The 25,064-nt window shown below is 64.0% G+C and carries 29 protein-coding genes and 3 pseudogenes; 17 read left to right on the forward strand and 15 right to left on the reverse strand.

Annotated elements, in window-relative coordinates; translation table 11 throughout:
• Positions 1-169 precede the first annotated feature (169 nt).
• A pseudogene (locus P6U27_RS27110) lies at positions 170-296 on the forward strand (transcriptional regulator); the annotation flags it as partial.
• Here P6U27_RS27110 and P6U27_RS27115 read toward each other — a convergent pair.
• The 4 genes from P6U27_RS27115 to P6U27_RS27130 form a co-directional block, all read right to left on the reverse strand.
• On the reverse strand, positions 293-1,906 hold the full coding sequence (locus tag P6U27_RS27115; RefSeq protein WP_129143899.1) for a DHA2 family efflux MFS transporter permease subunit: 1,614 nt from the start codon (positions 1,904-1,906) through the stop codon (positions 293-295). The pseudogene P6U27_RS27110 and the gene P6U27_RS27115 sit on opposite strands and share 4 nt — an antisense overlap.
• A complete protein-coding gene (locus tag P6U27_RS27120) occupies positions 1,903-3,057 on the reverse strand; it encodes an HlyD family secretion protein (protein WP_209294419.1) in 1,155 nt (384 codons plus the stop codon). The genes P6U27_RS27115 and P6U27_RS27120 overlap by 4 nt, the downstream gene beginning before the upstream one ends.
• 198 nt (positions 3,058-3,255) lie before the next feature.
• The gene (locus P6U27_RS27125) at positions 3,256-3,414 is read right to left on the reverse strand and encodes a hypothetical protein (protein ID WP_164936954.1); all 159 of its coding nucleotides are present in this window, start codon (positions 3,412-3,414) and stop codon (positions 3,256-3,258) included.
• Between the two features lie 22 nt (positions 3,415-3,436).
• Complete coding sequence (locus P6U27_RS27130; protein WP_129143901.1) at positions 3,437-3,811, reverse strand: PRC-barrel domain-containing protein; 375 nt, start codon at positions 3,809-3,811, stop codon at positions 3,437-3,439.
• A 146-nt stretch (positions 3,812-3,957) separates the two neighbouring features.
• Between P6U27_RS27130 and P6U27_RS27135 the strand changes: the two genes are divergently transcribed.
• The 7 genes and pseudogenes from P6U27_RS27135 to P6U27_RS27165 all read left to right on the forward strand — a co-directional run bounded on the left by P6U27_RS27135 (position 3,958) and on the right by P6U27_RS27165 (position 8,373).
• Positions 3,958-5,745: a thiamine pyrophosphate-requiring protein gene (locus P6U27_RS27135; RefSeq protein WP_129143902.1), complete on the forward strand. Its 1,788-nt coding sequence runs from the start codon at positions 3,958-3,960 to the stop codon at positions 5,743-5,745.
• Between the two features lie 8 nt (positions 5,746-5,753).
• A complete protein-coding gene (locus tag P6U27_RS27140) occupies positions 5,754-5,981 on the forward strand; it encodes a hypothetical protein (RefSeq protein WP_027570944.1) in 228 nt (75 codons plus the stop codon).
• 88 nt (positions 5,982-6,069) lie between these two features.
• Positions 6,070-6,621, forward strand: coding sequence for a DUF4142 domain-containing protein (locus tag P6U27_RS27145; protein ID WP_129143903.1), 552 nt, complete (start codon positions 6,070-6,072; stop codon positions 6,619-6,621).
• Between the two features lie 41 nt (positions 6,622-6,662).
• A pseudogene (locus P6U27_RS27150) lies at positions 6,663-6,880 on the forward strand (NAD(P)-dependent oxidoreductase); the annotation flags it as partial.
• A 76-nt stretch (positions 6,881-6,956) separates the two neighbouring features.
• Positions 6,957-7,544: a phosphatase PAP2 family protein gene (locus P6U27_RS27155; protein WP_129143904.1), complete on the forward strand. Its 588-nt coding sequence runs from the start codon at positions 6,957-6,959 to the stop codon at positions 7,542-7,544.
• A complete protein-coding gene (locus P6U27_RS27160; protein WP_129143933.1) occupies positions 7,541-7,888 on the forward strand; it encodes a DUF3147 family protein in 348 nt (115 codons plus the stop codon). The genes P6U27_RS27155 and P6U27_RS27160 overlap by 4 nt, the downstream gene beginning before the upstream one ends.
• Positions 7,888-8,373, forward strand: coding sequence for a hypothetical protein (locus tag P6U27_RS27165; protein ID WP_122404721.1), 486 nt, complete (start codon positions 7,888-7,890; stop codon positions 8,371-8,373). Before P6U27_RS27160 ends, P6U27_RS27165 begins: the two co-directional genes overlap by 1 nt.
• On the opposite strand, the gene P6U27_RS27170 is transcribed toward P6U27_RS27165, so the two are convergent.
• Entirely contained in the window at positions 8,370-8,537 is a 168-nt protein-coding gene (locus P6U27_RS27170) for a hypothetical protein (RefSeq protein WP_164936955.1), read from the reverse strand. The two genes, P6U27_RS27165 and P6U27_RS27170, sit on opposite strands and share 4 nt — an antisense overlap.
• A gap of 171 nt (positions 8,538-8,708) precedes the next feature.
• Here P6U27_RS27170 and P6U27_RS27175 point away from each other — a divergent pair, with 171 nt between their 5' ends.
• Entirely contained in the window at positions 8,709-8,951 is a 243-nt protein-coding gene (locus tag P6U27_RS27175) for a hypothetical protein (protein WP_160118869.1), read from the forward strand.
• A 133-nt stretch (positions 8,952-9,084) separates the two neighbouring features.
• Here P6U27_RS27175 and P6U27_RS27180 read toward each other — a convergent pair whose 3' ends face one another.
• The 3 genes from P6U27_RS27180 to P6U27_RS27190 form a co-directional block, all read right to left on the reverse strand.
• Positions 9,085-9,288 (reverse strand): hypothetical protein, encoded by a 204-nt coding sequence (locus tag P6U27_RS27180; protein ID WP_091892474.1) that lies wholly within the window; start codon positions 9,286-9,288, stop codon positions 9,085-9,087.
• Between the two features lie 70 nt (positions 9,289-9,358).
• Positions 9,359-9,547 carry a hypothetical protein gene (locus tag P6U27_RS27185; RefSeq protein ID WP_407192842.1) on the reverse strand — a complete coding sequence of 63 codons (189 nt, stop codon included), beginning with the start codon at positions 9,545-9,547 and terminating at the stop codon, positions 9,359-9,361.
• Positions 9,548-9,593: 46 nt separating this feature from the next.
• Positions 9,594-9,791, reverse strand: a complete 198-nt coding sequence (locus tag P6U27_RS27190) for a hypothetical protein (protein ID WP_122406813.1) — start codon at positions 9,789-9,791, stop codon at positions 9,594-9,596.
• Between the two features lie 93 nt (positions 9,792-9,884).
• Here P6U27_RS27190 and P6U27_RS27195 point away from each other — a divergent pair, with 93 nt between their 5' ends.
• Positions 9,885-10,397 (forward strand): DUF4142 domain-containing protein, encoded by a 513-nt coding sequence (locus P6U27_RS27195; protein WP_129143906.1) that lies wholly within the window; start codon positions 9,885-9,887, stop codon positions 10,395-10,397.
• Positions 10,398-10,403: 6 nt separating this feature from the next.
• Here the strand turns inward: P6U27_RS27195 and P6U27_RS27200 are convergent, their stop codons facing one another.
• Positions 10,404-10,700, reverse strand: coding sequence for a hypothetical protein (locus tag P6U27_RS27200; RefSeq protein ID WP_122404725.1), 297 nt, complete (start codon positions 10,698-10,700; stop codon positions 10,404-10,406).
• Between the two features lie 286 nt (positions 10,701-10,986).
• Between P6U27_RS27200 and P6U27_RS27205 the strand changes: the two genes are divergently transcribed.
• A complete protein-coding gene (locus P6U27_RS27205; protein ID WP_129143907.1) occupies positions 10,987-17,283 on the forward strand; it encodes a HAMP domain-containing protein in 6,297 nt (2,098 codons plus the stop codon).
• A 13-nt stretch (positions 17,284-17,296) separates the two neighbouring features.
• Positions 17,297-18,784, forward strand: coding sequence for an HWE histidine kinase domain-containing protein (locus P6U27_RS27210; RefSeq protein ID WP_122404727.1), 1,488 nt, complete (start codon positions 17,297-17,299; stop codon positions 18,782-18,784).
• Here the strand turns inward: P6U27_RS27210 and P6U27_RS27215 are convergent.
• Positions 18,781-19,002 (reverse strand): hypothetical protein, encoded by a 222-nt coding sequence (locus tag P6U27_RS27215; RefSeq protein ID WP_122404728.1) that lies wholly within the window; start codon positions 19,000-19,002, stop codon positions 18,781-18,783. The two genes, P6U27_RS27210 and P6U27_RS27215, sit on opposite strands and share 4 nt — an antisense overlap.
• A gap of 141 nt (positions 19,003-19,143) precedes the next feature.
• Between P6U27_RS27215 and P6U27_RS27220 the strand changes: the two genes are divergently transcribed.
• Positions 19,144-19,401, forward strand: a complete 258-nt coding sequence (locus tag P6U27_RS27220) for a hypothetical protein (protein ID WP_129143908.1) — start codon at positions 19,144-19,146, stop codon at positions 19,399-19,401.
• 93 nt (positions 19,402-19,494) lie between these two features.
• On the forward strand, positions 19,495-19,737 hold the full coding sequence (locus P6U27_RS27225; protein ID WP_122404730.1) for a hypothetical protein: 243 nt from the start codon (positions 19,495-19,497) through the stop codon (positions 19,735-19,737).
• A gap of 188 nt (positions 19,738-19,925) precedes the next feature.
• Here the strand turns inward: P6U27_RS27225 and P6U27_RS27230 are convergent, their stop codons facing one another.
• Complete coding sequence (locus P6U27_RS27230) at positions 19,926-20,147, reverse strand: hypothetical protein (protein ID WP_122404731.1); 222 nt, start codon at positions 20,145-20,147, stop codon at positions 19,926-19,928.
• 125 nt (positions 20,148-20,272) lie between these two features.
• Between P6U27_RS27230 and P6U27_RS27235 the strand changes: the two genes are divergently transcribed.
• Both P6U27_RS27235 and P6U27_RS27240 read left to right on the forward strand, forming a co-directional pair.
• Entirely contained in the window at positions 20,273-20,467 is a 195-nt protein-coding gene (locus P6U27_RS27235; RefSeq protein WP_122404732.1) for a DUF3072 domain-containing protein, read from the forward strand.
• An 88-nt stretch (positions 20,468-20,555) separates the two neighbouring features.
• Positions 20,556-20,831, forward strand: a complete 276-nt coding sequence (locus tag P6U27_RS27240) for a DUF6496 domain-containing protein (protein WP_122404733.1) — start codon at positions 20,556-20,558, stop codon at positions 20,829-20,831.
• A gap of 12 nt (positions 20,832-20,843) precedes the next feature.
• Here P6U27_RS27240 and P6U27_RS27245 read toward each other — a convergent pair whose 3' ends face one another.
• The gene (locus P6U27_RS27245; protein ID WP_122406814.1) at positions 20,844-21,206 is read right to left on the reverse strand and encodes a hypothetical protein; all 363 of its coding nucleotides are present in this window, start codon (positions 21,204-21,206) and stop codon (positions 20,844-20,846) included.
• 272 nt (positions 21,207-21,478) lie between these two features.
• A complete protein-coding gene (locus P6U27_RS27250; protein ID WP_129143909.1) occupies positions 21,479-23,017 on the reverse strand; it encodes a Do family serine endopeptidase in 1,539 nt (512 codons plus the stop codon).
• Between the two features lie 200 nt (positions 23,018-23,217).
• Between P6U27_RS27250 and P6U27_RS27255 the strand changes: the two genes are divergently transcribed.
• A complete protein-coding gene (locus tag P6U27_RS27255) occupies positions 23,218-24,054 on the forward strand; it encodes a universal stress protein (protein WP_162500396.1) in 837 nt (278 codons plus the stop codon).
• A gap of 19 nt (positions 24,055-24,073) precedes the next feature.
• On the opposite strand, the gene P6U27_RS27260 is transcribed toward P6U27_RS27255, so the two are convergent.
• Together P6U27_RS27260 and P6U27_RS27265 are read right to left on the reverse strand one after the other, a co-directional pair.
• Complete coding sequence (locus P6U27_RS27260) at positions 24,074-24,286, reverse strand: hypothetical protein (protein ID WP_122404736.1); 213 nt, start codon at positions 24,284-24,286, stop codon at positions 24,074-24,076.
• A gap of 218 nt (positions 24,287-24,504) precedes the next feature.
• A pseudogene (locus P6U27_RS27265) lies at positions 24,505-25,056 on the reverse strand (diguanylate cyclase domain-containing protein); the annotation flags it as partial.
• Between the last annotated feature and the right edge of the window lie 8 nt (positions 25,057-25,064).

A 25,064-nucleotide genomic window follows, 5' to 3' on the forward strand; every position in this document is an offset into this window, starting at 1 on the left:
AATAGAAGTGGCAACCGAATGCCAAGTTTACGTGAAAGTATCCCTGACAGCTCAAGTTAGTTCCTTTTTTCAGACTGACTACTTGCGAGAACCCCATCATGAAATGGGACACGCTGGACGAAGAGCCCCGCTCGCTCTCCCGCACCGTCGCCGTGGTCGGCGACCGCTGGACAAGAGCTGCGGCAAGCTGTTCGATCCCGTGATGGTGTGCTCGGAATGCGGAGGTGCTGCATGCCAAGCAGGTGCACGTGCATGCGGGGCCGGGGCGGAGGGAAGCAGGTCTTGGAACGACCTAGTGCCCTCGCACTGGCGCCCTCAGATCGATCGGGCGCAACACCGCCGCCGTGGGAATCATCAGTACAGCGACGATCGCGAGCGTCCAGAACACGTCGACATAGGCGAGCAGATCGACCTGCTGCTGCAAGGTGCGCCCGACCCAGGCGATCGCCTGTGACGCCGCATCGCTCGCATTGGAGCCCTGGGCCTGGAAGTAGCGCGTCATTGCGTCGATGGTCTGCTGATAGCCGAGATCCGAAGGCGCGGCGTGCTCGATCAGGCGGCTCTGATGGAATTGCTGGCGCTGAGCTAGGAGCGTCTGCGCCAGCGCAACCCCCATCGAGCCGCCGATATTGCGCGCGACATTGATTAGGGCGGAGGCCTGGTTGGTCTTCTCGGGTGGCAAGCCGTCATAGGATGCCGTCGTCACCGGAAGGAACAGGAACGGAAGAGCGACCGCGAGATAGATTCGCGCCAACGCGGCATAGCCGTAGGTGATCTCCCCGGTAAGCCCGGTCAGATGCCACATGGAAAGTGCGGCAGTCGCAGCGCCGAACATGATCAGATATTTGGGCTGCACTATCGTGACTAGTCGTCCCGCCACCGGCATCAACATCATCGTCACGACGCCGCTCGGCGACAGCACCAATCCTGCAAGCATGGCTGTATAGCCCAGCTCCGTCTGCAAAAGCTGCGGCAATAGCTGCGTCGTTGAGATCAGCACCGCAAATGTGCCGAGCATGACCAGGAAACAGGACCCGAACTGGCGCCTGCCGATCAGGCGGATGTCGACGATCGGATCATCCCGCATCAACTCCCACGGGATCAATGCGAGCAGGCAGAAGGCGGCAAGAAGGGCAAAGAACAGGATCATGTTCGATCCGAACCAATCATTGCGCTGACCTTCGTCAAGCACGAATTCGAGCGCGCCGAGCCCGATCGCGACCAGCAGGAAGCCGATGTAGTCGACGCGCAGGCCTCTGCTCAGCAGCTCCGCCCTCTCCTCTTCCGCGCCCGACGGCTCCTTGACCAGCGTGCCGACGAGGAACAGCGAGATCAGACCCATCGGCACGTTGATCAGGAACACCCAATGCCAGGAATAGGTGTCGGTGATCCAGCCGCCGAGCGTCGGGCCGATCACTGGGGCGACCACGACGGCGACGCCATAGATCGCAAACGCCTGGCCGCGTTTTTGCGGCGGAAACGAGTCGGCAAGGATCGCCTGCTCGCTGGTGGCCATGCCGCCGCCGCCGAGGCCTTGAAGGATGCGAAACAGCACCAGCGACTGCAAACTCCAGGCAAGTCCGCACAACAGCGAGGCCACCGAGAAGGTCGCGACGCAGATCATGTAGAAGCGCTTGCGCCCCATCACGGTCGACAGCCAACCCGAGATTGAGAGCACGACGGCATTGGCAACGAGATAGCTGGTGATGACATAGGTGCTCTCGTCGATCCCGACCGCGAGGCCGCCGGCGATGTGGCGCAATGCGACGTTGGCGATGGTGGTGTCAAGCACCTCCATGAAGGTCGCGATCGAGACCACGAAGGCGATCAGATAGGGATTGTGCCCACCGGCCGCCGAGCGCTCCGGCGACCAGCCGGCGGTCCCGACTTGCGTAACATCCGTCATCGCACCCTGGTCCAGGGCACGACCGACATGCCGGGACCAACGGGCAGATCGGCCGGCCAGTTGTCGACCACGATCTTCACAGGCACGCGCTGCACCACCTTGACGTAATTGCCGGTGGCGTTCTCCGCCGGCAGCAGGCTGAACGCGGTGCCCGAGCCCGGTTGCACGGAATCGACGTGGCCGGTCAGCTTGCGGCCGGGATAGGCATCGATGCGGATCTCGACCGGCTGGCCCGGACGCATGTCGTTGAGCTGCGTCTCCTTGTAGTTGGCGACGACCCAGACCTCGTCGGGCACGAACATCATCAGGCTCTGGCCGGCCGTGACGAATGTGCCCTTGGCGCCCGACAGCTTCACCACGCGGCCGGACTGGGCCGCGACGACGCTGGTGTATTGCAGATTCAGCTTCGCCTGATCGAGCTGCGCCTGCGACTGTTCGAGCTGCGCCTTGGCGCCTTCGAGCTGGGCCTGCAGCGTCTTGATTCCGACCTGCGCAGTCGTTACCGCGGTCTTGGCGCGCTCGGTGTTGGCCTGCTGCGCCTGAAGGTCTGAGCGGGTCTGCTGCTGGCGCTGCACGGTGCCGGCCCCCTTCTCGACGAGATCTTCTGCGCGGTTGAACTCCTCTTGCGCGAACTGGAGCTGGGCCTGCGCCTGCTCGAGCTGCGCCTGGGCCTGCTTGATCTGCTCCTCCTGGGAGACGATCTGCGCCTCGACGTTGGCGATGTTTGCCTTGGAGACTTCAACCTGCGCAGTGGCCTGATCGACCGCGATCCGGTAGTCGCGATCGTCGATCTTCGCCAGCAGATCGCCGCCATTGACATGCTGGTTGTCGGTGACCGGCACGTCGATCACGTAGCCGCCGACCTTCGAGGCCACGGAAAAGCTGCGCGCCGCGACGAAGGCGTCGTCGGTGGACTCGTAGTGGCGGACCTCGAGCCAATAGAGCAGGCCGCCGACCAGGGCCGCGACCAGCACGACGGTGCCGACGGTCGCCAGCAGCCAGTGCTCACGAGGCCGATCGCGCAGCGACGGTGTCTTCGCCGGCTTCTGGCCGTCGGCGTCGCGGGACTGATCGGGGGAGGCTTTTGGCGCTTCGTTCGCCCTCTGCGGCTGCTCCGCGAACGGATCACGCTGCCGTGTCTGAGCATCCACGATGAACACCTTTCTTTCGGACTAAACCGGCGGGAGAGCAGAGAAGAGCAGCTCGCGCGCCGCGAGCTCAACCGCGGCGCCGAGGCATGGTTCCGGCTTTGAAGAAGCTCACCACCATTCGTGATTGCACCGCTCAAAACACAAGCGCGGCACTCTCCGCGCCGCGCTTGCCTGAAGTGTCAATGTGGCGCACTCGGCTCAGTGCGTCTTGGTCTTGTGCCACTTCTCGAGATCGGGCTTCACATCGTCGGAGCCCTGCTCCTTCTCGGGATTGCCCTTCCAGGGCTTGTCCGTCTGCCGGTGCGAGCCCCAGTCGTTCTGCTGCCGGGGATCGTCATTGGGCCGTTCCTTGCTCATCGATCTCCCTTTCCCTCAAATCTCAAACGAAGGGAACGCCGTAGTAGGAGTTGATGCCGCGTACCGCGGCGTCGTCACTCCAGTTCCAATCGCTTCGCGCGCCGTATTTCGGCGCCCCCTCCAACTCCTTGGTGGTGATGCCGGTGACATAACCGCCAAGCTCGGTGTCGTATTTCAACGACTGCCAAGGCAATGGGTAATGGTCGTTGCCGAGTCCCAGGAATCCACCAAAGCCGAGCACGGCGTATGACACCTGGCCACTGATCTTGTCGATCATCACGCGTTCGATTGAACCGATCCGGTTGCGATCGGCGCCATAGACCGATGTTCCCTCGACCTTGTCGCTGCCGATCAAACGGCCCGTCTCACTGCGCTCCAGTTCGTTTTGTTTCAGCATCGAAAATTCTCCACTCAGCCACGTGCAAAACCAACCGGAGAGGCACGCGATCGTTCCGGTGCATGTTCCCTAAGCGGGTCAGGAACATCGCACGAAACGAGCGGTTCTCTGAGTTTCATGCACCCGCGAACCAAGGGCCACACGCAATGTCCCAGACCGTCTCCGACTTCATCGTCCAGCGTCTGCATCAATGGGGCGTACGCCACATCTTTGGCTATCCCGGCGACGGCATCAACGGCGTGTTCGGTGCAATGAACCGGGCCGAAGGCAGGATCGGGTTCGTGCAGGCGCGGCATGAGGAGATGGCGGCATTCATGGCGACCGCTTACGCAAAGTTCTCGGGCGAGCTCGGCGTCTGCATTGCGACCTCCGGCCCCGGCGCCTCCCATCTCGTCACCGGGCTCTACGATGCGCTGCTCGATCACCAGCCGGTGCTGGCGATTGTCGGCCAGCAGTCGCGCAACGCCCTCGGCGGGCACTATCAGCAGGAACTCGATCTTCTCTCGATGTTCAAGGACGTCGCCGGTGCGTACGTCATGCAGGCATCCTCGCCCGCGCAAGTGCGACACCTGATCGATCGTGCGGTGCGCATTGCGCTGGCGCGGCGGACCCCGACCGTGATCATCCTGCCCAACGACCTGCAGGAAGAGGCTTACGAGAATCCACCCCGCGCACACGGCACGCTGCATTCCGGCATCGGCTATAGCGCACCCAGCATCACGCCGCATGAGGCGGATCTCGACCGCGCCGCGCAGGTGCTCAACTCCGGCAAGAAGGTCGCGATGCTCGTCGGCGCGGGCGCGCTTCACGCGACCGACGAAGTCATCGCGGTCGCCGACCGGCTGTCGGCCGGCTGCGCCAAGGCACTGCTCGGCAAGGCCGCGCTGCCCGACGACCTGCCATGGGTCACCGGCTCGATCGGCCTGCTCGGCACCGAGCCCAGCTACAACATGATGATGGAATGCGATACGCTGCTGATGGTGGGCTCGGCCTTTCCTTACGCCGAATTCCTGCCCAAGGAAGGAGCGGCGCGCGGCGTGCAGATCGACATCGATGCCAGCATGATGTCGATCCGCTTTCCCATGGAGGTCGGCCTCGTCGGAGACGCCGCCGAGACGCTGCGCGCATTGTTGCCGCGACTCCAGCCCAAAGCCGACGACGGCTGGCGCAGAGCTATCGAAGAGGACGTTGCGAGATGGTGGAAGACCTTGGGTGACCGCGCGCATCAGCACGCGGCGCCGGTCAATCCACAGCTCGTCGCCTGGGAATTGTCGCCCCGCCTGCCCGACCACGCCATCATCACCAGCGATTCCGGCTCCTGCGCCAACTGGTTCGCACGGGACCTCAAGATGCGGCGCGGCATGGCGGCCTCGCTCTCCGGCGGCCTCGCCTCGATGGGCGCTGCGGTGCCTTACGCGCTCGCGGCCAAATACGCCCGTCCGGATCGTCCCGTGATTGCACTCGTCGGCGACGGCGCCATGCAGATGAACAACATGGCCGAGCTGATCACCGCTGCCAAGTACTGGCGCGATTGGAAGGACCCGCGCTTCATCGTCTGCGTCTTCAACAACGAGGACCTCAATCAGGTCACTTGGGAGCAGCGCATCATCAACGGTGATCCCAAGTTCGAGGCTTCGCAGCGCATTCCTGACGTCTCCTATTCGCGCTTCGCCGATCTGATCGGCCTGCGCGGCATCTTCGTCGATAGCCCACAGCTGCTCGGCTCAGCCTGGGAGCAAGCGCTGTCGAGCGAGATCCCCGTCGTGCTGGAAGTGAAAACCGATCCCGAGGTGCCGCCGCTGCCGCCGCATATCACGCTCCAGCAAGCAAGGAATTTTTCACTCGCCCTGATGAAGGGCGATCCGAACGAAAGCGGGATGATCAAGGGAGCAGCGCGGCAGGTGCTCGAATCGATCCTGCCGGGAAAGCAATGAGGCGAACCATGAGTGACTTCCGCGATATCCAGCACGGCGTCAACGACCCCGTCGACGGCGTCGACGTGAAGTGGCATTTCAACGACAACCGGACGCCGCATGAGCGGGCGCAGCGTCATGCCGACGTACGGGCCGACGCAACCGCCACGCCGGCCGAGCCGTTTCTGCCCGAGCGGCTTCGACGCAAGCCGACAGATCCCATCAATCCGCGGACCGGCCGGAATCCCACGGACTAGTCCGTTAGGAACCTCGGCCTTCGCGACGTGTTGATCGGCGCAACATGACGCGGCAAGTGGCCGCACGACCAATTGGAGGGATCGGATCATGAAACGAACCGCCGTTGCCGTTGCTTGCGTGCTTCTGGCAAGCCCCGCATTGGCCCAATCGCTGGGCGAGAAGACCGGCGTCAACTCGGCGTTCGGGGTCGCGCCGACCACAACCGACTTCGTCAAGGAGGTCGCCATCAGCGACATGTTCGAGATCGAGTCGAGCAAGCTCGCCGAGCAGAAGGGCAATGCGCAGGAGAAATCCTTCGCGCAGCAGATGGTGACCGATCACACCAAGACCAGCGGCGAGCTGAAGGGACTGGTCGGCAACGGCAAGGTCCAGGCGACGCTGCCGACGGCACTCGACAGCTCGCACCAAAGCAAGCTCGACAAGCTCAAAGGCGCGACCGGCAAGGATTTCAGCTCGGACTACAACTCCTACCAGGTCAGCGCCCATGAAGACGCCGTGTCGCTGTTCGAACGCTACGCCAAGGGCGGCGACAATGCTGCGCTGAAGGATTGGGCCGGCAAGACCCTGCCGGCACTCAAGCACCATCTCGACATGGCCAAGGAGCTCGGCAAGGCGCCGAGCGTCGGTCAATCCAAATAGGCTCCTCAGTCGCTATCCAACGAGGACGCCGGCCCGGCCGGCGTCCTTCGTCGTGCGAGACCAGCTACAAGGGCTCCAGCTGCCGGCCGCAAGGCGCTGATCACCGGCGGGGATTTCGGGCATGGGCCGCGCCGCCGCGATCGCCTATGCGCGCGAAGGCGCCCATGTCGGCATCAACTATCTGCCGGCTGAGGAGCCGGATGCGCAGGAGGTGATCGCGTTGATCAGAAGGACAGGACGCACCGGTGGGCCGATGCCCGCGGTCGGAACTCAGGAACCTTCTTTATCTACGGGCTTTACAAAATCGTCATGGAGGACATCTCGCCGGCGGACCGATGGCGCTCGTAACAGTCAAACCCACCCGGATCGATACGGCGGTCGCGAACGAGATCGCACAGAACACCAATTCAGACCTCGAGCACGCCGCCCAAGCAATGACCTGGGGCGCCGACGAGCACGTGCTGGTCGCGCTCGCTGCGGCGGGATGGCTCTACACCCGCCTCCGGCATCCGCAGCAGCGTCCCGTTGCCGATCACGTCCTGATGGTTTCGCTGGTGACGGCCGTATTACCGCATGTCTTGAAAACCTTGTTCGATCAGACGAGGCCGGACCGGCTGACGGTGAGCGGCCACTGGCGCGGTGTTCCTTATTCGGGGCGTCCCCGCGACGCGTTTCCCTCAGGTCACGCTGTGCATATGGGTGCCCTTGCCTCAGCCGCCGGCCTGTTGCCTCCGGCCTCCCGCCGCTTGGCACGTTCGCTGGCCGTAGCGCTGTCGTTGACGCGCGTGGCGCTGCTCGCGCACTGGACCAGCGACGTGGTGGCAGGATTCACGCTCGGCATCGTCGTGGAGCGACTGTTCAGGCCGTTCACGCTGGCGAAGTCACGGCAGCAGCCGTCCGAAGCCTCGCGGGGACGGCCATGACGGAATATCTCGTGCGCTTCGTTGCCGGCGGTCTGATCGTATCCGTCTTCGCAATCTTCGGCGACATGCTGCGGCCAAAAAGCTTTGCCGGGCTGCTCGGCGCGGCGCCGTCGGTCGCGCTGGCCACCCTCGGCATCGCCGTGGTCCAGCACGGCCCGCAATATGCCGCCGCCGAGAGCTGGACGATGATCTATGGCGCCATCGCGCTCGCCTGCTACAGCCTCGTCGTCTGCCACCTGTTGATGAGGTTCCGTCTCGGCGCGCTCCCCGCCACGATCCTCGCTTTCGTCGTATGGCTCGTGGTCGCCTTCGGTCTGCTCGCCGGCTTGGGAGGTGCCGCCTGATGCTGGTTAAGCTGTCGTCATCGGCGCTGAAAGAGACGCGATGGTACGAATACGCCATTCGCTTCGTGCTCGGCGGCTGCGCGACGGTGCTCGCCGGAGCCATCGGCTCGCAATTCGGTGTTTCTGTCGGCGGGCTCTTTCTTGCACTTCCGGCAATCTTCTGTGCCAGCGCGACGCTGATCGAAAGCCACGAGCGTCACGCCAAGGAGAAGGCCGGCCTGAGCGGACGGCGCCGCGGACAGAAGGCCGCGGCGCTCGATGCCGCAGGTGCGGCGCTCGGCAGCATCGGCCTCGCGGCGTTCGCCGCCATCTTCCATGCCACCGTCGGCGCAAGCATCGCATTCGCTTTCATTGCGGCGTTGGGGGTTTGGGCAAGCGTTTCCGTGTCGGCTTGGTGGGTCAGGCGTAAGCTTCGTGTCACGCGCAGGTCGCACCGACCAGCCCGCTCACCATCGGCAAAGCGCTCTCGCTTCGTGAAGCCTTAGCTCGCTTTCGGCTCCTTCGAACTCTGCGATTGCGGCGGCTGGAGCCCCGGGCTGTTGGCCCAGCGCTCGACCTGATCGATGACCTTCTGATGGCTTGGCCGCACCGGCTCGGATGCTTCGGGCTCTTCGGAAAGCTTGCGAGGTAGCCTGACTTCATCCGTCATGGCCTCTCTCCCTTTTGGGAAGAATGCGGTATGGCAAAATAGGTTTCAAACACAACTCATTGATTTGCAACGCATTTCTACTCAGTTGGAGACATTTCTGGCTCTAGAGGAACCCCCTCCAAGTTGGTTCGTTGAGTAAACTACTCAACCTACTCAATTTGCGTGATCGCCATGAACGACCTTCGCGCCGAGCGCCTTCAGGTCATGCTATCGCCGGAAGAGTTGGCCGCCATCGACGATTTCCGGTTCAAACACCGCATGCCGACGCGGGCGGCAGCGGTCCGCGAACTCCTCAAGTTCGGACTGGCCGCTGCGGGCGTTGATGCCGCCGCCGGTGTGAAGTCAAGCAGCTTCGGCGTGTTCGGCCGCGGGCCTGACGGACATACTCAGGGGGATCCAGAGAGCGGCAGCTGACTCGGTCCATAAGCAAACGGCCCCGGCACGGGAGTGCCAGGACCGTCCTTGGAGATTGCTTCCGGCGCACCGGGGGCATGACAACCGGAAGCAATCCGTCGACTCTTCCCGCGGGAATTCGTTCCGGTGGGAACTAGCCTGTCGCGTCGCTGGAGCCGTCCGGCATCACGCCGGATCCTGGCGTCTTGCTATCGTCGTTCAGCTTGGGATCGCGCGTCGCTTCACGCGAGGGCGAACCTTTCGGATCCGTCTTGTGCACGGACTGTGCACGCCGCTTGTCACGCGGCTGCTCCTCCGCACGCTTGTCCTTGACGATGCCATGGTCGGAATGGGCCATGATGGGCTCTCGCTTCTCCTGGTGTCTCAGAGCGCTTACGCACTGCGGCGTCGAATGTTCCGATACAAAATTAGCTGCGCGTCGCGTGAACGGTAGTGGATGCGTTCTCGAGATGCACCTGCCGTAGCGTCGTCACCGTCGCGAAGGCGACCGAGACGCCAAAGGCGAGAATGAGGGAAAGAAGAGCCAGATGTGGAGCCATCGTCAAAACCTCCTTCTGAAAACTGGAAATCGACGCGATCGACAGTTCCCGGATCATCCCAAATCAGTTGCTTGCCTTCCGTGAGCGATCTCACATGCAGATTTCACACGTCTTGCTTCGGAGCAGCAGTGTGGAGCGGAAGGGGCGGAATCTCGCCGTCGAGCCAATCCTGCTCGTTCGCGAGCGCCGTCCAGGCCTCGGCCATGCGCGAATAGCGCTTATGGGCGGGCTTCCCCTCGGCTCGCTCGGCAAGCTGAAGACAGTTATCGGCGTTATCCCTGAAGATGTCAGACTGTTTCATGTGAACGACGTGGGGACGGAACTCTCGCATCGCAACCCGGTTACCGGATCGTAATACTCAGGGAACTCGGCGCGCCGCTCGTCATTAACATCGATGCGAGTCGTTACCGCGATCATCCTTGCATTCATCAGCACCGCGGCACTTGGCGACAGTACCGGCGAGCGAAAGCCTGGCGAACGGCAGCCGACCGCCGTCGAGGTTATCAGCGGCGTCTACAATTTCAGCCGATTTCAACAGGGTCTGCTTGAGAACACCGACCTCAAGGGCAATGCGGAGGTCAAGAATCTCGCCGCCCTGCGCGCCGAGGAAGCGGCCAAGCGCGACAAGAGTCTGAAGGAGATCCAGGAGGCAATCGGCGCGGAGCCGCACATCGGCAGGGCGACATCCTCGACCGCGAGCCTCGTCGAGCCCGAAATGTCGGATGGTCCAACCTACGTCAGAAGCTTCTATGCCGCGCAGATTCCCGAGTACGAATCGATCATCAGCCTGCTTGAACGCTATCTGAAGGCGCCCGACAATGCGGCGCTCGCAGCGTTCGCGCGCGAACAGCTCCCGATGCTGCGTTCGCAGGTCAGGGACGCGGAGCGCACCATGGCGGACAAATAGCCGCCGCTACTTGTCGTTCGGATGATGTTGCTGGCTCTGCTGTCGCACGGTGCGGTCGCTCTCGGGCATCTTGTCCAAACCCGCATCGCCATTGTCGTCCTTGCCGCCCGAAGATGACGTGCCGCTGCCGCTCGGATTCGACCGGCCGGCCGTCCCGGTGGTCGGCGTTTCCGCCCGCGGGTTGGCGGAGCTTGCGGCGGGGTCGCCGGTCGCGGCTCCGCGCCCGCTGGGCGCACCGCCCTGCGCCAAAGCCGATCCCGCGGCAAACACGATGACAGCGATGGCGGCAAATCCTGCTTTCATTTCTGTTCTCCTGGTCGTTGTGAGCTAACCGTGGGGCGCGGCGCTCCGTTCCGAACAGGGAATGCCGAATGGTCCAGCAGAGCGACGGGCGCCCGACGCATTTTCCTTCCAAGTGGTGTGGAACCAATTCGGATGATCATCGTTATCTTGGCCGGGCTGAGCAAAGCGGGTTCCATTTCCTAGCGCCGCACCTTGGTGCTTGATTTCGAATTTGGCTGACGCTCTATTTTCATTTCGACCAGACGCGTCTTGCCGCGGATTCGGCCGACGCCTGCGGGGGAATCATATGAGCGACCTCGATCCCGGAACTGCATCACGCTCCGGTCGTCGCGTCCCAAAGCCAAGAACCAACGGTACGTCGGAGCCGGATTCCCGGGCGGAGCTGTTGCTCGCCTTGCAGGCGATGCGCAGCGGTGACTTTTCGGTGCGGATGAGCGGCGACTATCTCGGCATCGACGGCAAGATTGCCGACACTCTCAACGAAATCATCGCCGCCAACCAGCGCATGGCGCAGCAGCTCGAGCTGGTCGGCCAGGTGGTGGGGCGCGAAGGCAAGACCCGCCAGCGCGTGAAGTTCGGCCTCGCCTCAGGCTCGTGGGCCGACATGGAAGGTTCGGTCAACACGCTGATCGACGACCTCTTGTGGCCAACGCGCGAGGTGACTCGCGCGGTCGCCGCCGTCGCACAAGGTGACCTACTCCAGACCGTCAAGCTCGACGTCGATGGCCGTCCGCTCGGCGGCGAGTTTTTGCAGTCGGCGACCATCGTCAACACCATGATCAAGCAGCTCGGCGTGTTCACCTCCGAGGTGACGCGCGTCGCGCGCGAGGTCGGCACCGAGGGCAAGCTCGGCGGTCAGGCCCAGGTGCCCGAGGTGACCGGCGTCTGGAAGGACCTGACCGAAAGCGTCAACTCGATGGCGAACAACCTGACCAACCAGGTTCGCAACATCGCCGAGGTGACGATTGCGGTCGCGAACGGCGACCTTTCCAAGAAGATCACGGTCGACGTCCGCGGCGAGATCCTTCAGCTCAAGGAAGCCATCAACACGATGGTGGACCAGCTCCGCTCGTTCGCCTCCGAAGTGACGCGCGTGGCGCGTGAGGTCGGCACCGACGGCAAGCTCGGCGGCCAGGCGATCGTGCCCGGCGTCGCCGGCACATGGAAGGACCTCACCGACTCCGTCAACGCGATGTGCGGCAATCTGACCGCGCAGGTGCGCAACATCGCCAACGTCACCACCGCCGTGGCGCGCGGCGACCTGTCACGCAAGATCACGGTGGATGTGCGCGGCGAGATCCTGGAGCTGAAGGACACCATCAACACGATGGTGGACCAGCTCAACTCGTTCGCCTCGGAAGTGACGCGCGTGGCGCGCGAGGTCGGCACTGAAGGCAAGCTCGGCGGCCAGGCCCAGGTGCCGGGCGTCGCCGGCACCTGGAAGGACCTCACCGACAACGTCAATTTCATGGCCTCGAACCTGACCGCGCAGGTCCGCAACATCGCCGACGTCGCCACCGCCATCGCAAGCGGCGACCTCTCGAAGAAGATCACGGTGAACGTGTCGGGCGAGATCCTTCAGCTGAAGGAGACGCTCAACACCATGGTCGACCAGCTCAACGCCTTCGCCGGCGAAGTGACGCGCGTCGCCCGCGAGGTCGGTACCGAGGGCCGGCTCGGCGGCCAGGCCAACGTGCTCGGCGTTGCCGGCACCTGGAAGGACCTGACCGAGAGCGTCAACTCGATGGCCTCGAACCTGACCGCGCAGGTCCGCAACATCGCGGAGGTGACGACGGCGGTCGCCGGCGGCGACCTGTCGAAGAAGATCACCGTGGACGTGCGCGGCGAAATTCTGGAGCTGAAAGACACCATCAACACCATGGTGGACCAGCTCAACGCCTTCGCCGGCGAAGTCACGCGCGTCGCCCGCGAGGTCGGCACCGAAGGCAAGCTCGGCGGCCAGGCCGTCGTGCGCGGCGTCGGCGGCACCTGGAAGGACCTCACCGACAGCGTCAACTCGATGGCCTCCAACCTGACCGGTCAGGTCCGCAACATTGCCGAGGTCGCGACGGCGGTGGCGAAGGGCGACTTGTCCAAGAAGATCACGGTGAACGTGTCGGGCGAGATCCTTCAGCTGAAGGAAACGCTCAACACCATGGTCGACCAGCTCAACGCCTTCGCCGGCGAAGTCACGCGCGTCGCCCGCGAGGTCGGCACCGACGGCAAGCTCGGCGGCCAGGCCGACGTGCCCGGCGTCGCCGGCACATGGAAGGATTTGACCGACTCCGTGAACTCGATGGCGGGCAATCTGACCGCCCAGGTGCGCAACATCGCCGAAGTCGCGACCGCGATCGCCGGTGGTGACCTGTCCCGCAAGATCACTGTGGACGTGCGCGGCGAGATCCTTCAGCTCAAGGACACGCTGAACACGATGGTCGACCAGCTCAACCGCTTCGCGGGCGAGGTCACGCGTGTCGCGCGCGAGGTCGGCACCGAAGGCCGTCTCGGCGGTCAGGCCAACGTGCCCGGCGTCGCCGGCACATGGAAGGACCTCACCGACAGCGTGAACTCGATGGCGGGCAACCTCACCGCCCAGGTCCGCAACATCGCCGAAGTGACGACCGCCGTGGCGCGCGGCGACTTGTCCCGCAAGATCACCGTCGACGTGAAGGGGGAAATCCTCGAACTGAAGAACACCATCAACACAATGGTGGACCAGCTCAACGGCTTCGCCGGTGAAGTCACGCGTGTCGCCCGCGAGGTCGGCACCGAAGGCAAGCTCGGCGGTCAGGCCGAGGTGCCCGGCGTTGCCGGCACCTGGAAGGACCTCACCGACAACGTCAACTTCATGGCCTCCAACCTGACGGCCCAGGTCCGCAACATCGCCGAGGTCGCGACCGCCATCGCCGGCGGCGACCTCTCGAAGAAGATCACGGTGGACGTGCGCGGCGAGATCCTTCTCTTGAAGGACACGCTGAACACGATGGTCGAGCAGCTCCGCTCCTTCGCCGCCGAAGTCACGCGTGTCGCGCGCGAGGTCGGCACCGAGGGACGGCTCGGCGGTCAGGCCGTCGTGCCCGGCGTCGGCGGCACCTGGAAGGACCTCACCGACAACGTCAACCTCCTGGCTGCGAACCTCACCACGCAGGTCCGCAACATCGCCGAAGTGACCACGGCGGTCGCGCGCGGCGACCTCTCCCGCAAGATCACCGTCGACGTGAAGGGCGAGATCCTCGAGCTGAAGAACACCATCAACACCATGGTGGACCAGCTCAACGCCTTCGCCGGCGAAGTGACGCGCGTGGCCCGCGAGGTCGGCACCGAGGGCAAGCTGGGCGGCCAGGCACAGGTGCCCGGCGTCGCCGGCACATGGAAGGATCTCACCGACACCGTCAACTTCATGGCGGCGAACCTGACCGAGCAGGTGCGCGGCATCGTCAAGGTGGTGACCGCCGTCGCCAACGGCGACCTCAAGCAGAACCTCACTGTGAAATCGAAGGGCGAGGTCGCGGCGCTCGCCGAGACCATCAACAACATGACCGAGACGCTCGCGACCTTCGCCGATCAGGTGACGTCGGTGGCGCGCGAGGTCGGCGTCGAAGGCCGGCTCGGCGGCCAGGCCAACGTGCCCGGCGCAGCCGGCACCTGGAAGGATCTCACCGGCAACGTGAACCTTCTGGCGGCCAACCTCACCTCACAGGTGCGCGCCATCGCGGAAGTGGCCACCGCCGTGACCAAGGGCGACCTGACGCGCTCGATCCAGGTCGATGCCCGCGGCGAGGTCGCGGAGCTCAAGGACAACATCAACACGATGATCACCAACCTGCGGCTCACGACCGAGCTGAACACCGAGCAGGATTGGCTGAAGACGAACCTGGCGAAATTCACCAACATGCTCCAGGGCCAGCGCGACCTCACCACCGTCGGCCGTCTGCTGCTTACCGAATTGTCGCCGCTGGTGAACGCGCATACCGGCGTGATCTACCAGGTCGAGAACGAGAACAACCCGCAGCTCCTGCTGCTCGCCTCTTACGCCAGCGACGGCGTCTTTCCCTATCAACGCGTGCTGCAGTTCGGCGAGGGCCTGATCGGCCAGTGCGCGCTCGACAGGCGCCCGCGGGTCGTTGCGGACATTCCGACGGACGTGGTGCCGATCAATTCCGCATTGTTCCGTGTCGCCCCGAAGAACCTCGTCGTGCTGCCGGTTCTGTTCGAAGGCCAGGTCAAGGCCGTGATCGAGCTCGCCTCGCTCACCTCCTTCACGACCTCGCAAATGACGTTCCTGGAGCAGCTCACCGACTCCATCGGCATCGTGCTCAATTCGATCGAAGCGACGATGCAGACGGAAGGTCTGCTGAAGCAGTCGCAGCAGCTCGCCGGCGAGTTGCAGACCCAGCAGCGCGAATTGCAGCAGACCAACGACCAGCTCGAGCAGAAGGCGCAGCAGCTCGCCGAGCGCAATGTCGAGGTCGAACGCAAGAACCAGGAGATCGAGCAGGCCCGCCGCGCGCTCGAGGAGAAGGCGACCGAGCTCGCGCTGACCTCGAAATACAAGTCCGAATTCCTCGCCAATATGAGCCACGAGCTGCGCACACCGCTGAATTCGATCCTGATCCTCGGACAGCAGCTGAGCGACAACCCCGACGGCAACCTCTCTGCCAAACAGGTCGAATTCGCCCGCACCATCCATGGCGCCGGCACCGACCTGCTCAACCTCATCAGCGACATTCTCGATCTCTCCAAGATCGAGTCCGGCACGGTGACGGTCGACGCCGAGGAGATCCTGACCGCGAACCTGCTCGAGACCGTCGGCCGGCCGTTCCGGCACGAGGCAGACAACCGCAATCTGTCGTTCAAGATCGATGTCGATCCGAACCTGCCACGCAGCATCGTCACCGATTCCAAGCGCCTGCAGCAGGTCCTGAAGAACCTGCTCTCCAACGCCTTCAAGTTCACCGCCGAAGGCGAAGTGCGCCTGAAGGTCGCCGGCGCGGTCGGCGGCTGGGGGATCGACCACCCGGTGCTGAACTCCGCGCCGGCCGTGATCGCCTTCGAAGTGTCCGATACCGGCATCGGCATTCCCCTGGAGAAGCAGAAGCTGATCTTCGAGGCATTCCAGCAGGCGGACGCCGGCACCAGCCGAAAATATGGCGGCACCGGACTCGGGCTCGCGATCAGCCGCGAGCTCGCGAGCCTGCTCGGAGGCGAGATCCACCTGCGCAGCGCGCCGGGCAAGGGCTCGTCTTTCACGCTGTATCTGCCGTTGAAATATTCCGGCCCGACGCTCGCGTCGCGAGCCGCGCCGGCGTCACAGCAATACAGCCAGCCGCCGGCACTACAGCCGGCCGTGCCTGACCAGCAGCGCGTCATCGAGCAGCTTCCCGACGACCGGCTTAACCTCGAGCCTGGCGACACCATCCTCCTGATCGTCGAGGACGACCCGCATTATGCCCGTGTGCTGGTCGATCTGGCCCGTGACAAGGGCTTCAAGGTCTTGGTCGCTGCCCGGGGCGCCGAGGCCCTGGATCTGGCCAAGCAGTACCAGCCGACGGCCGTCTCGCTCGACGTGTTCCTGCCCGACATGCTCGGCTGGACCGTGCTGAGCCAGCTCAAGCACAATCCGCTCACCCGCCACATCCCCGTGCAGATCATTACGCTCGACGAGGACCGCCAGCATGCGCTGGCACGCGGCGCGTTCTCATTCGTCAACAAGCCGACGACCACCGAGGGCGTATCGGCCGCACTGACGCAGATCAAGGAATATGCGCGGCCGCGGCGCAAGCGGCTGCTGATAGTCGAGGACAACGAGGCCGAGCAGCTCTCGATCCGCGAGCTCCTGCACCACGACGACATCGAGATCCTGGCCGCGGATACCGGGGCCGGCGCGCTCTCGACGCTGCGCGAGCAGCCCTGCGATTGCGTGGTGCTCGACCTGCGGCTGCCCGACATGAGCGGATTCGAGGTGCTTGATCAGATCCGCAATGACGAGACGCTGTCGAACATTCCGGTCGTGGTGTTCACCGGACGCGAGCTGTCGGCGGAAGAGGATGCCGAGCTCCACACCATGGCACGCAGCATCGTGGTCAAGGGGGTGGAGTCGCCGGAACGCCTGCTCGACGAGACCGCGCTGTTCCTGCACCGCGTGATCACGGAACTGCCGATCGAGAAGCAGCGTATGCTGGAGAAGCTGAACAGTTCCGACGAGGACCTGATCGGCAAGACCGCACTGCTCGTCGACGACGACGCCCGCAACATCTTCGCCCTGTCGAGCGTGCTGGAACGACGCGGCATGAAGGTCCTGACGGCGACGACCGGCAGCGAGGCGGTAACACTGGTCGAATCCAATCCGGAGATCGCGATCGTGCTGATGGACATCATGATGCCGCAGATGGATGGCTATCAGACCATCGGCGTGATCCGCGAGAACCCGGCCTTCGCCCGTGTTCCGATCATCGCATTGACCGCCAAGGCGATGAAGGGCGACCGCGAGAAGTGCCTCGAAGCCGGCGCGTCCGACTACCTCGCCAAGCCCGTCAACACCGACCAATTGCTGCTTGCGATCCGCATGTGGCTGCACCGCTGAGTTGGATCCGCGAATGGACCACGAAAAGGTCAACATCCTCCTCGTCGACGATCAGCCCGCCAAGCTGCTCGCCTATGAGGTGATTCTGAAGGATCTCGGCGAGAACCTCGTGATCGCCTCCTCGGGGCGCGAGGCGCTGGAGGTTCTGCTCAAGACCGAGATCGCGGTGATCCTGGTCGACGTCTGCATGCCCGAGCTCGATGGCTTCGAGCTCGCCGCGATGATCCGCGAGCATCCGCGCTTCCAGAAGACCGCGATGATCTTCATCTCGGCCATCCAGGTCAGCGACATCGACCGGTTGCGCGGCTACGAGATGGGCGCGGTCGATTACGTCCCGGTACCGGTCGTGCCGGAAGTGCTGCGCGCCAAGATCAAGGTGTTTGCCGAGCTCTACCGCAAGACGCGCGAGCTCGAACGGCTGAATCATGAGCTGGAGGACCGCGTCCGCGCACGCACCGCGGAACTGGAGAGCTCCACCGCGAAGCTGCGCGAGAGTGAGCAGCGGCGCAGCATGGCGATCGCTGCCGGCAAGATGGGGTCCTGGGACTGGGACTGGATCAGCGGCGACTGGATGTGGGACGAGGGGCAATACCGCATCTTCGGCGTCAGCCCGGAGAGCTTCGAGGTCAATCCGGCCAACGTTCAGGCGCTGTTGCACCCCGATGACGTCGATCAATTGCGCAAAGCGATCGCCGAATTCAACAAGGGCACGCGCGCCTATGAAACAGAGTTCCGCATCGTGCGGCCCGACGGCGAGGTGCGCTGGTGCGTCGGCACGGCGGCCGCGACGGTCGACGAGAGCGGGCGCGTGGTGCGCGTCAGCGGCGTCACCGTCGACATCACAGAACGCAAGCGCGCCGAAGAGCGGCAGAACCTCCTCGCGCGGGAAGTCGATCACCGCGCCAAGAATGCGCTGGCGCTGGCGCAGTCGATCGTGCGCCTCACGCGGGCCGACGAGGTCAAGGCCTATGTCAACGCGGTGGAGGGGCGCATCAATGCACTGGCGCGCGTGCATACCATCCTGTCGCTGTCGAGTTGGCAGGGCGCTGAGCTCTCCAAGTTGATCGACGAGGAGCTTGCGCCCTATTCGCTCGGCGACCAGATCAGATTGGCAGGTCCCGAAGTTCAGTTGATGCCGGCAACGGCCCAGACGCTGGCACTCGCACTGCATGAGCTCTTCACCAACTCGGCAAAGTATGGCGCGCTCTCGACCCGATCGGGACGGCTCGCGATCGATTGGCAGGTCGAGGACGAACTGCTCACGCTGTGTTGGGAGGAGTCGGGCGGTCCGCTGGTCATGACACCGAAATCGCGCGGCTTCGGCACGCGGAGCCTGCTTGCGAGCATCGAGTCCCAGCTTGGCGGACAGGCGCAGTTCGATTGGCGAGCCGAAGGCCTGTTGTGCCGCCTGGAGGTGCCGTTGACACGCAAGACGGCGACCAGCGCACCCGGCAAATTCGATACCGCTGGCTCCGCCGAATTGCAGCGCGCATCCGGCTAACCGGACGCTGCGCTCGTCACCCGCCGGGCCATCCGCGGTTCGCGCGCGACCCGTCCTTCCAGCCAGGCCTCCGTTCGGGCGAGATCGCGCAACGCCCTGGCGTAGCGGCGTGCCGCATTTCGCTCTGCTCCGCGCGGCAGCCTGCGGGCTTTGCGCAAGATGTCCACGGCCGCGCTACGATAGGCCAGCGAGCGGTAAAGAAAGACTACCTTACCCATATCGATATTCCCGTTTTGATGACACCCATCCTCGCAAGCCCGGCATGAACGTCGGATGAAGCGAGTGACGACAAATTCGTTCGATCGGCTGGAACCCGGGAATTGCGCGTGCGTTGGCATGCCAGTTCGGGATTCAGTCCCATGCGCACCAAGAAGTCGTCTGAGCTGATCTCTGCCAGCGGCCTTATCAAGCTGATGACGCATGCGATGATGGGCGCAGCCCTCGGCCTCATCTTCAGCCTCGCGCTCGTCCTGTCCAATCGGGCCGTGGCCAACCTGCTCAATAACGGCGGAAGCCAAGCCGTTGTGGTCTTCGTCCTCACCTTGGTGACGACGTTCGCGATCGGCGCAACGCTCACTGGCGTCGTGTTCATCCTCGCAGAGGACAAGCAATCTTGAAGCGTGCGTGACGCGTGGAAATGCTTTGTTGGGAACTCCTGCGGCGAATAGCGGTTGGCTGCCTGCGTCAATTCAACTCAGGGAGTTTCCCGCATGAAGACGACCAAGCTCGCTCTCGCCGTAATGTTGGCAACCGGCCTAGCCGCCGCGCCGTTCGCCGCCCAGGCGAAGTCGCATAAGGCCAAGCACGGATCCTCGATGTCATCGTCGCAGACCACCGGCGCCAATACCAAGTCTACCCGGGGCGCGGATCCTTCCGGCCAAGGCGGCTCTGGTCCCGGGTCCGATCAGGGCGGCACCATGACGAACAAAGGCGGCATGACCAACACCAAATAGGCGCTCCCCGTAATCCATGGAGGGCTCCGCCACTGCGGGGCCCTTGCTCGACGCTCCGAGCTGTCAGGATCCGGCATCCACGCGCTTCCGGCACCCGGGACGCACGCTCAACGCCATCGCGGTTCGACGGGCAGTTGCGAGATCCGGTATGGGTCCTGCTCTTCCTCCGCCATACGCTTCCAAAGATCTCAGCGGCGTCCGATTGCGTGGACGGGATTGCCGACTGGCTTCACGGGACGAAGGCGCACCCGGTCGCGGACATCGGGCAGAACGTCGCTGCCACCAGCCGCCCTCCATTCGTCGATCAGGAGGTTGATTTTCCGGCGCAGATCCATCTGCGCCAGGGCCCTTTCTGTGCAGTCGTGATCGCGCTCGACGAGGTCGCGCACCGACGCCTCGACGTCGGCCATCTCAAGCCTCAAGGCTCTGATTTTACGTCGAATTTCATTAATTCTGTTGTCCATGCCTTGTTAGAACAAAATAAGAACATATAGTCACGTCACGATTTCTGGACGGAGGCGAGAGGAGGAGAGACATGCAGGTTCAAGGTCAATACGATGCCAGGGCTTTCCTGAGCGAGCAGATGACGCGAGCGCAGGGCCTCAGGCTGAAACGGCTGAGTGAAGAGGCCTATCAACCCGCCCAATACGCACGGGATCTGTCCTTTAGCGAGGCCGCACGGCGCATCCAGGCCCTCGAAGCGGAGATAGAGCTGGCGAATTCCTTCTAGGCAGCGGTTCGCGTTTGGAACATTGCATAGGCGCTCCCGGAACCATGGCCGTGCCGAATGGTTTTTCTTCGGCCAAGGGAGAACATGCATGGCACGCAAGGCAAAGAAACGCCGTTACTCACGCAGCGCCGGCGGCGATGTCGAAAGCGAGATGCGGCGCTACAAGAAGGGCACCGCGAAGAGCGGCCGTGGGGGACGCGGCGGCCGCGTGAAGAGCCGCAAGCAAGCGATCGCAATCGGACTGTCGAAGGCACGCAAGAAGGGCAAGAAGGTCCCGAAGAAGGCGTCGAAGCGCAAGAGCGCCAAGAAGACCTCCAGGACGTCGTCGAAGAAGTCGTCGAAGCGCAAATCCAGCAAGCGCTGACGCTGATCAGTCTCAGATCATGCTCCCCGGCATGAAGCAGCGGATCGAAATCCCGAACGCAGTCTTCACCGGCCACACCATGGTGCGGCCTGCACGGTTCGGCTCGGTGATGACGGCTTCGTCCGGCACCTCGATCCACTGTCCATCGAGACGCACCCGGTAACGCCCGTTGTGCGACTCCCAGTCTGGATCGGCAACGGCGACCCCATCCGCATCCGAGCAGCACGGACCCAGATGGCTGCGCAGGCTGTCGAACCAGGGCTTGAGGGGCGAGTCGGCGTAGCGGCCGTCGTCGCGCCCGAGCGCGTTTCCGTGCCAGAGCACCAATGGCGCCAGGAGCAGCGCACTCCTCAGCGAGAGCTTCAATCGATCCATGTCGGCACCGATCAAATGTGAACCACCGGCCAGTTCCACAAGGCGCCGGGAAGGTTCGAAGTTCCAGGCTTGCAACTGGGCCCCGCGGCTACGTCGCAGCAGAGCACAGAGGCACCGAGGAACTGTGACCAGTGAACACGGCTTTTTCGGACGCACCGGGTCATCGTCCCTGCCGTTAACGAGAATGTTATCGGGCCTTGGCGAGCTTGATTGCGTATGCGAAAGGCGGCCCGAGGGCCGCCTTTCTGGACTTGCGCCGGTCGAGCTTCGCCTTACGCGAGCGGCACCGCGACGAAGCGGGTGGCATCCGCGCTTCTGACCTGCAACAGAACGCTGCGCTTGCCCGACGCTTTGGCCTGCGCCAGCTCCGAACGCATCTCGCCGACATTGCTGACCGCCTTGCCGCCGACATTGAGGATGACGTCACCGGTCTGGATGCCGCGCTGCGCCGCCGGCCCTTGCGGGTCAACCTCGGTGACGACGAGGCCCTTCTGGCCGGCGCCCTGCACCTCGCCGGCTGGAGCCAGACCAAGCCCGAGGCGCGGCGTACCGGCGCTCGGCTGCATCTTGCCGTCATCGGCCTTGTTCGCGGCCTGCTGTTCGTTCGGCAGCTCGCCGAGCGTCAGGGTCACCGTTTTGCTGTCGCCCTTGCGGAAGATATCGAGCTTCACGGACGTGCCCGGCGCCAAGGTGGCGATGGTGCGGGCGAGATCGCGGGAGTCCTTGATCGTGGTGCCATTGACGGCGGTGATGACGTCGCCCGCTTCGATGCCGGCCTTGGCCGCCGGGCTGCCGTCCTGCGGATTGTCGACGATGGCGCCGCGCGCCTGCTTCAGGCCGAGGCTGTCGGCGATCTCGGCCGTCACCGGCTGCACCTGAACGCCGAGCCAGCCGCGCGTCACCGCGCCCTTCTCCTTCAACTGCGCGACGACGAGCTTGGCGGTCGAAGCCGGAATGTCAAAGCCGATACCGACCGAGCCGCCCGAGGGCGAGAAGATCGCAGTGTTCACGCCGATGACGTTGCCGTTCATGTCGAAAGCCGGCCCGCCGGAATTGCCCTTGTTGATGGGCGCATCGATCTGGATGAAGTCGTCATAGGGACCGTTGCCGATATCCCGGCCGCTGGCCGAGACGATGCCGGCGGTCACAGTGCCGCCAAGACCGAAGGGGTTGCCGACCGCGACCACCCAGTCGCCGATGCGCGGCTTCTGGTCGGAGAACTTGACGAACGGAAAGTCCTTCTTGCCGTCGACCTTGATCAGGGCAAGGTCGGTCTTCGGATCGGTGCCGACCACTTTTGCGGTGTAGATGGTGCCGTCATCGGTCGTCACCTGGACGGACTCGGCATGGTCGACGACGTGGTTGTTGGTCACGGCATAGCCGTCAGCGGAGATGAAGAAGCCGGAGCCTTCGCCGGTGATGACCTGGTGGCGGTGCGGCACGCCGTTCGTGCCACCCGGGAAGCGGAAGCCGAACTCCCGCGAGAACTGGTCGAACGGAGAAGCCTCGTCCTGGTCCATCCGGTTCTGCTGCAGCATCGCGCTCTTGTCGTTGTCCCGGTCGATCTTGACCCGCACCGAGATCACCGCGGGTTTGACCTTGCTGACCAGATCGCCGAAGCCCGGCGGTGTTGCGACGGCTTCCGCAGCTTGAGCCGGCGCAATGAAGGAGTTCATCCCGAACGGCGAAGTGCCTGGGGCAACTGACAGGGCGGCCACGCCGAGCGCGGCCACGGTGCCGAGCAGCACGAGCCGGCGCGGCCGCAAGATCTTGCGAGACGTGGTAATGTTGGAATTGATGCGATCGTTCATGTCGAAATGTCCATGTTGAGCTGGTGTCGCCTTGCCCTCAACATGGTCGTTGCTACCTTACGGCGTCCCGTCCACCCGATTAAATCTCGGCAAAGAATGGGGGAGCAGGCGCAGCAAGCAGCCGTTTGATGCAGCTCAACACGGGTCCTTCGCGCAGTGAAAAACTGCAACCACCGGATGATGTCCACTGGAGGCGCGCCATGTACAAAGACATTCTCGTCCACATTCCCACCGAACGTCCCATGCGTTCGGCGATCGACGGCTCGATCTCGCTCGCGGCGAAACTCAACGCGCATCTCGACGCGGTCGCGGTCGGCTATGTCGCAACCAGTGCAGCTTACGTGATGGAAGGCGGCGCCGCGGTGGCGGCCGTGTTCGAACTGGAACGCGAGCGCGCCGTGGAGCGGGCCGAGGCCGCGCTCGCGGTGTTCAAGAGCGAGGCGGCGAACGCCGGCATCTCCTACGCCAGCCACGCACTCGGCGCGATCCCGGCGGATGCAGCCGGCTCGCTCGGCGAGATGGCGCGACTGCACGACCTCAGCGTCGTGCTTCAGCCTGATCCGACGCAAGGCTCGTTCGACAACGACATGCCACGCGAGATCCTGTTCCAGGCGGGCGGCCCGGTCCTGTTCCTGCCCTACACCTTCCGTGGAGCCTTCAAGGCAAACCGGATCGGCATCTGCTGGGATGGCAGCCGCCTCGCTGCCCGCGCGGTGCGCGACGCAGCACCGTTCCTGGCGCGCGCCGCAGAAATCGTGATCATCACCATCAACGAGACCGACGCCGCCTCCAACGAAGCGTCAGCGAACAGTCTGACAAAACATCTCCGCCGGCGCGGACTGTCGACCCGCACGGTCGCCCTCTCGGCAACGCGCGCCGACATTCAACCGACCATCCTGTCACTGGCGGCGGACGAGAGTCTCGATCTCCTGGTGATGGGCGGGTACGGCCACTCGCGGTTGCAGGAGCGCGTTCTCGGCGGCGTCACCCGCGCCATGCTGGATGCCATGACGGTCCCGACGCTGATGTCGCATTGAGCCGTGCCGGATGGCGCCATCACGCCGCGACGGGAGTTTCCCATGTCGTGGGCGCGGCGGCGTCCTTGTCGCGTTGCACATTGCAGGCGTCGAAATGCGCCTTCAGCTCGATTTCGGCGAGATGTTCGAAATGTTCGGCTCGGCCGAGCAGTTCCCAATTCTGGAGCGGCCGATAGGCCGCCTGCTGGCGACAGAGGGACGCCAGCGCCCGGTAGCGACGTACGTTCTCCATGAGACCCTCCCTCGCTTGCTAGGGTTATTGCCCTGATTTGCGTCAGGTCGATGGCGGTTGTGCAAAAGATTTGCTGCGCCCCCGCACTTGAACTTGGTCGTCAGGCCCAAGTTCCAAATAGCGCTGGCGGACGCCTGGAACCTCGAGCTTGATCTTGTCGAACGGGAACGACTGCAGAACGCGATGCCGATGCTGAGGCCTACGTTGGAGAGATAGTCGTCGACCTCCAGCTCCCTGCCGATCGTCTCGACCAGGCGTTCAGCCAGCACCAGAACGTCCTCACGGCGCGCGTCCTCGGGCATCAAGACCACGAACTCGTCGCCGCCGATGCGGGCGACGAAGGCGCCTTCGGCTTCCGTGGCAAGTCGGTCAGCCGCCGCTCGCATCAGCAGGTCGCCGACGGGGTGACCGAACACGTCGTTGACCTCCTTGAAGCGGTCGAGATCGAGGCTCAGCACGGCAAAACTGGTCGCCGCCTCCCCCGCCCGCTTCAACCGCTCGGCGAGCGCCGCATTGGAGGCGCTGCGGTTCGGCAGGTCAGTCAGCACGTCATGATGCGCGAGATGGCTGATGCGCTGCCGGGTGGTGACGCGCTCCGTGACGTCCTCGATCACGCCAACCAAGTATTGCGGATTCCCGTCGCCATCCGCGATCAGCATTTTGCGTGAATTGACGACGCGGTCGCGGCCTTCGCCGACTTCGAGCAGATGCTCCTCGAGGAACATCGGCATGCCGCTCGCGATAACCCGGCGGTCCTGCTCGGTGACCATGCGGGCCA

The organism is Bradyrhizobium sp. STM 3566 (assembly GCF_045571445.1).
In the GTDB taxonomy this organism is placed as follows: domain Bacteria; phylum Pseudomonadota; class Alphaproteobacteria; order Rhizobiales; family Xanthobacteraceae; genus Bradyrhizobium; species Bradyrhizobium vignae.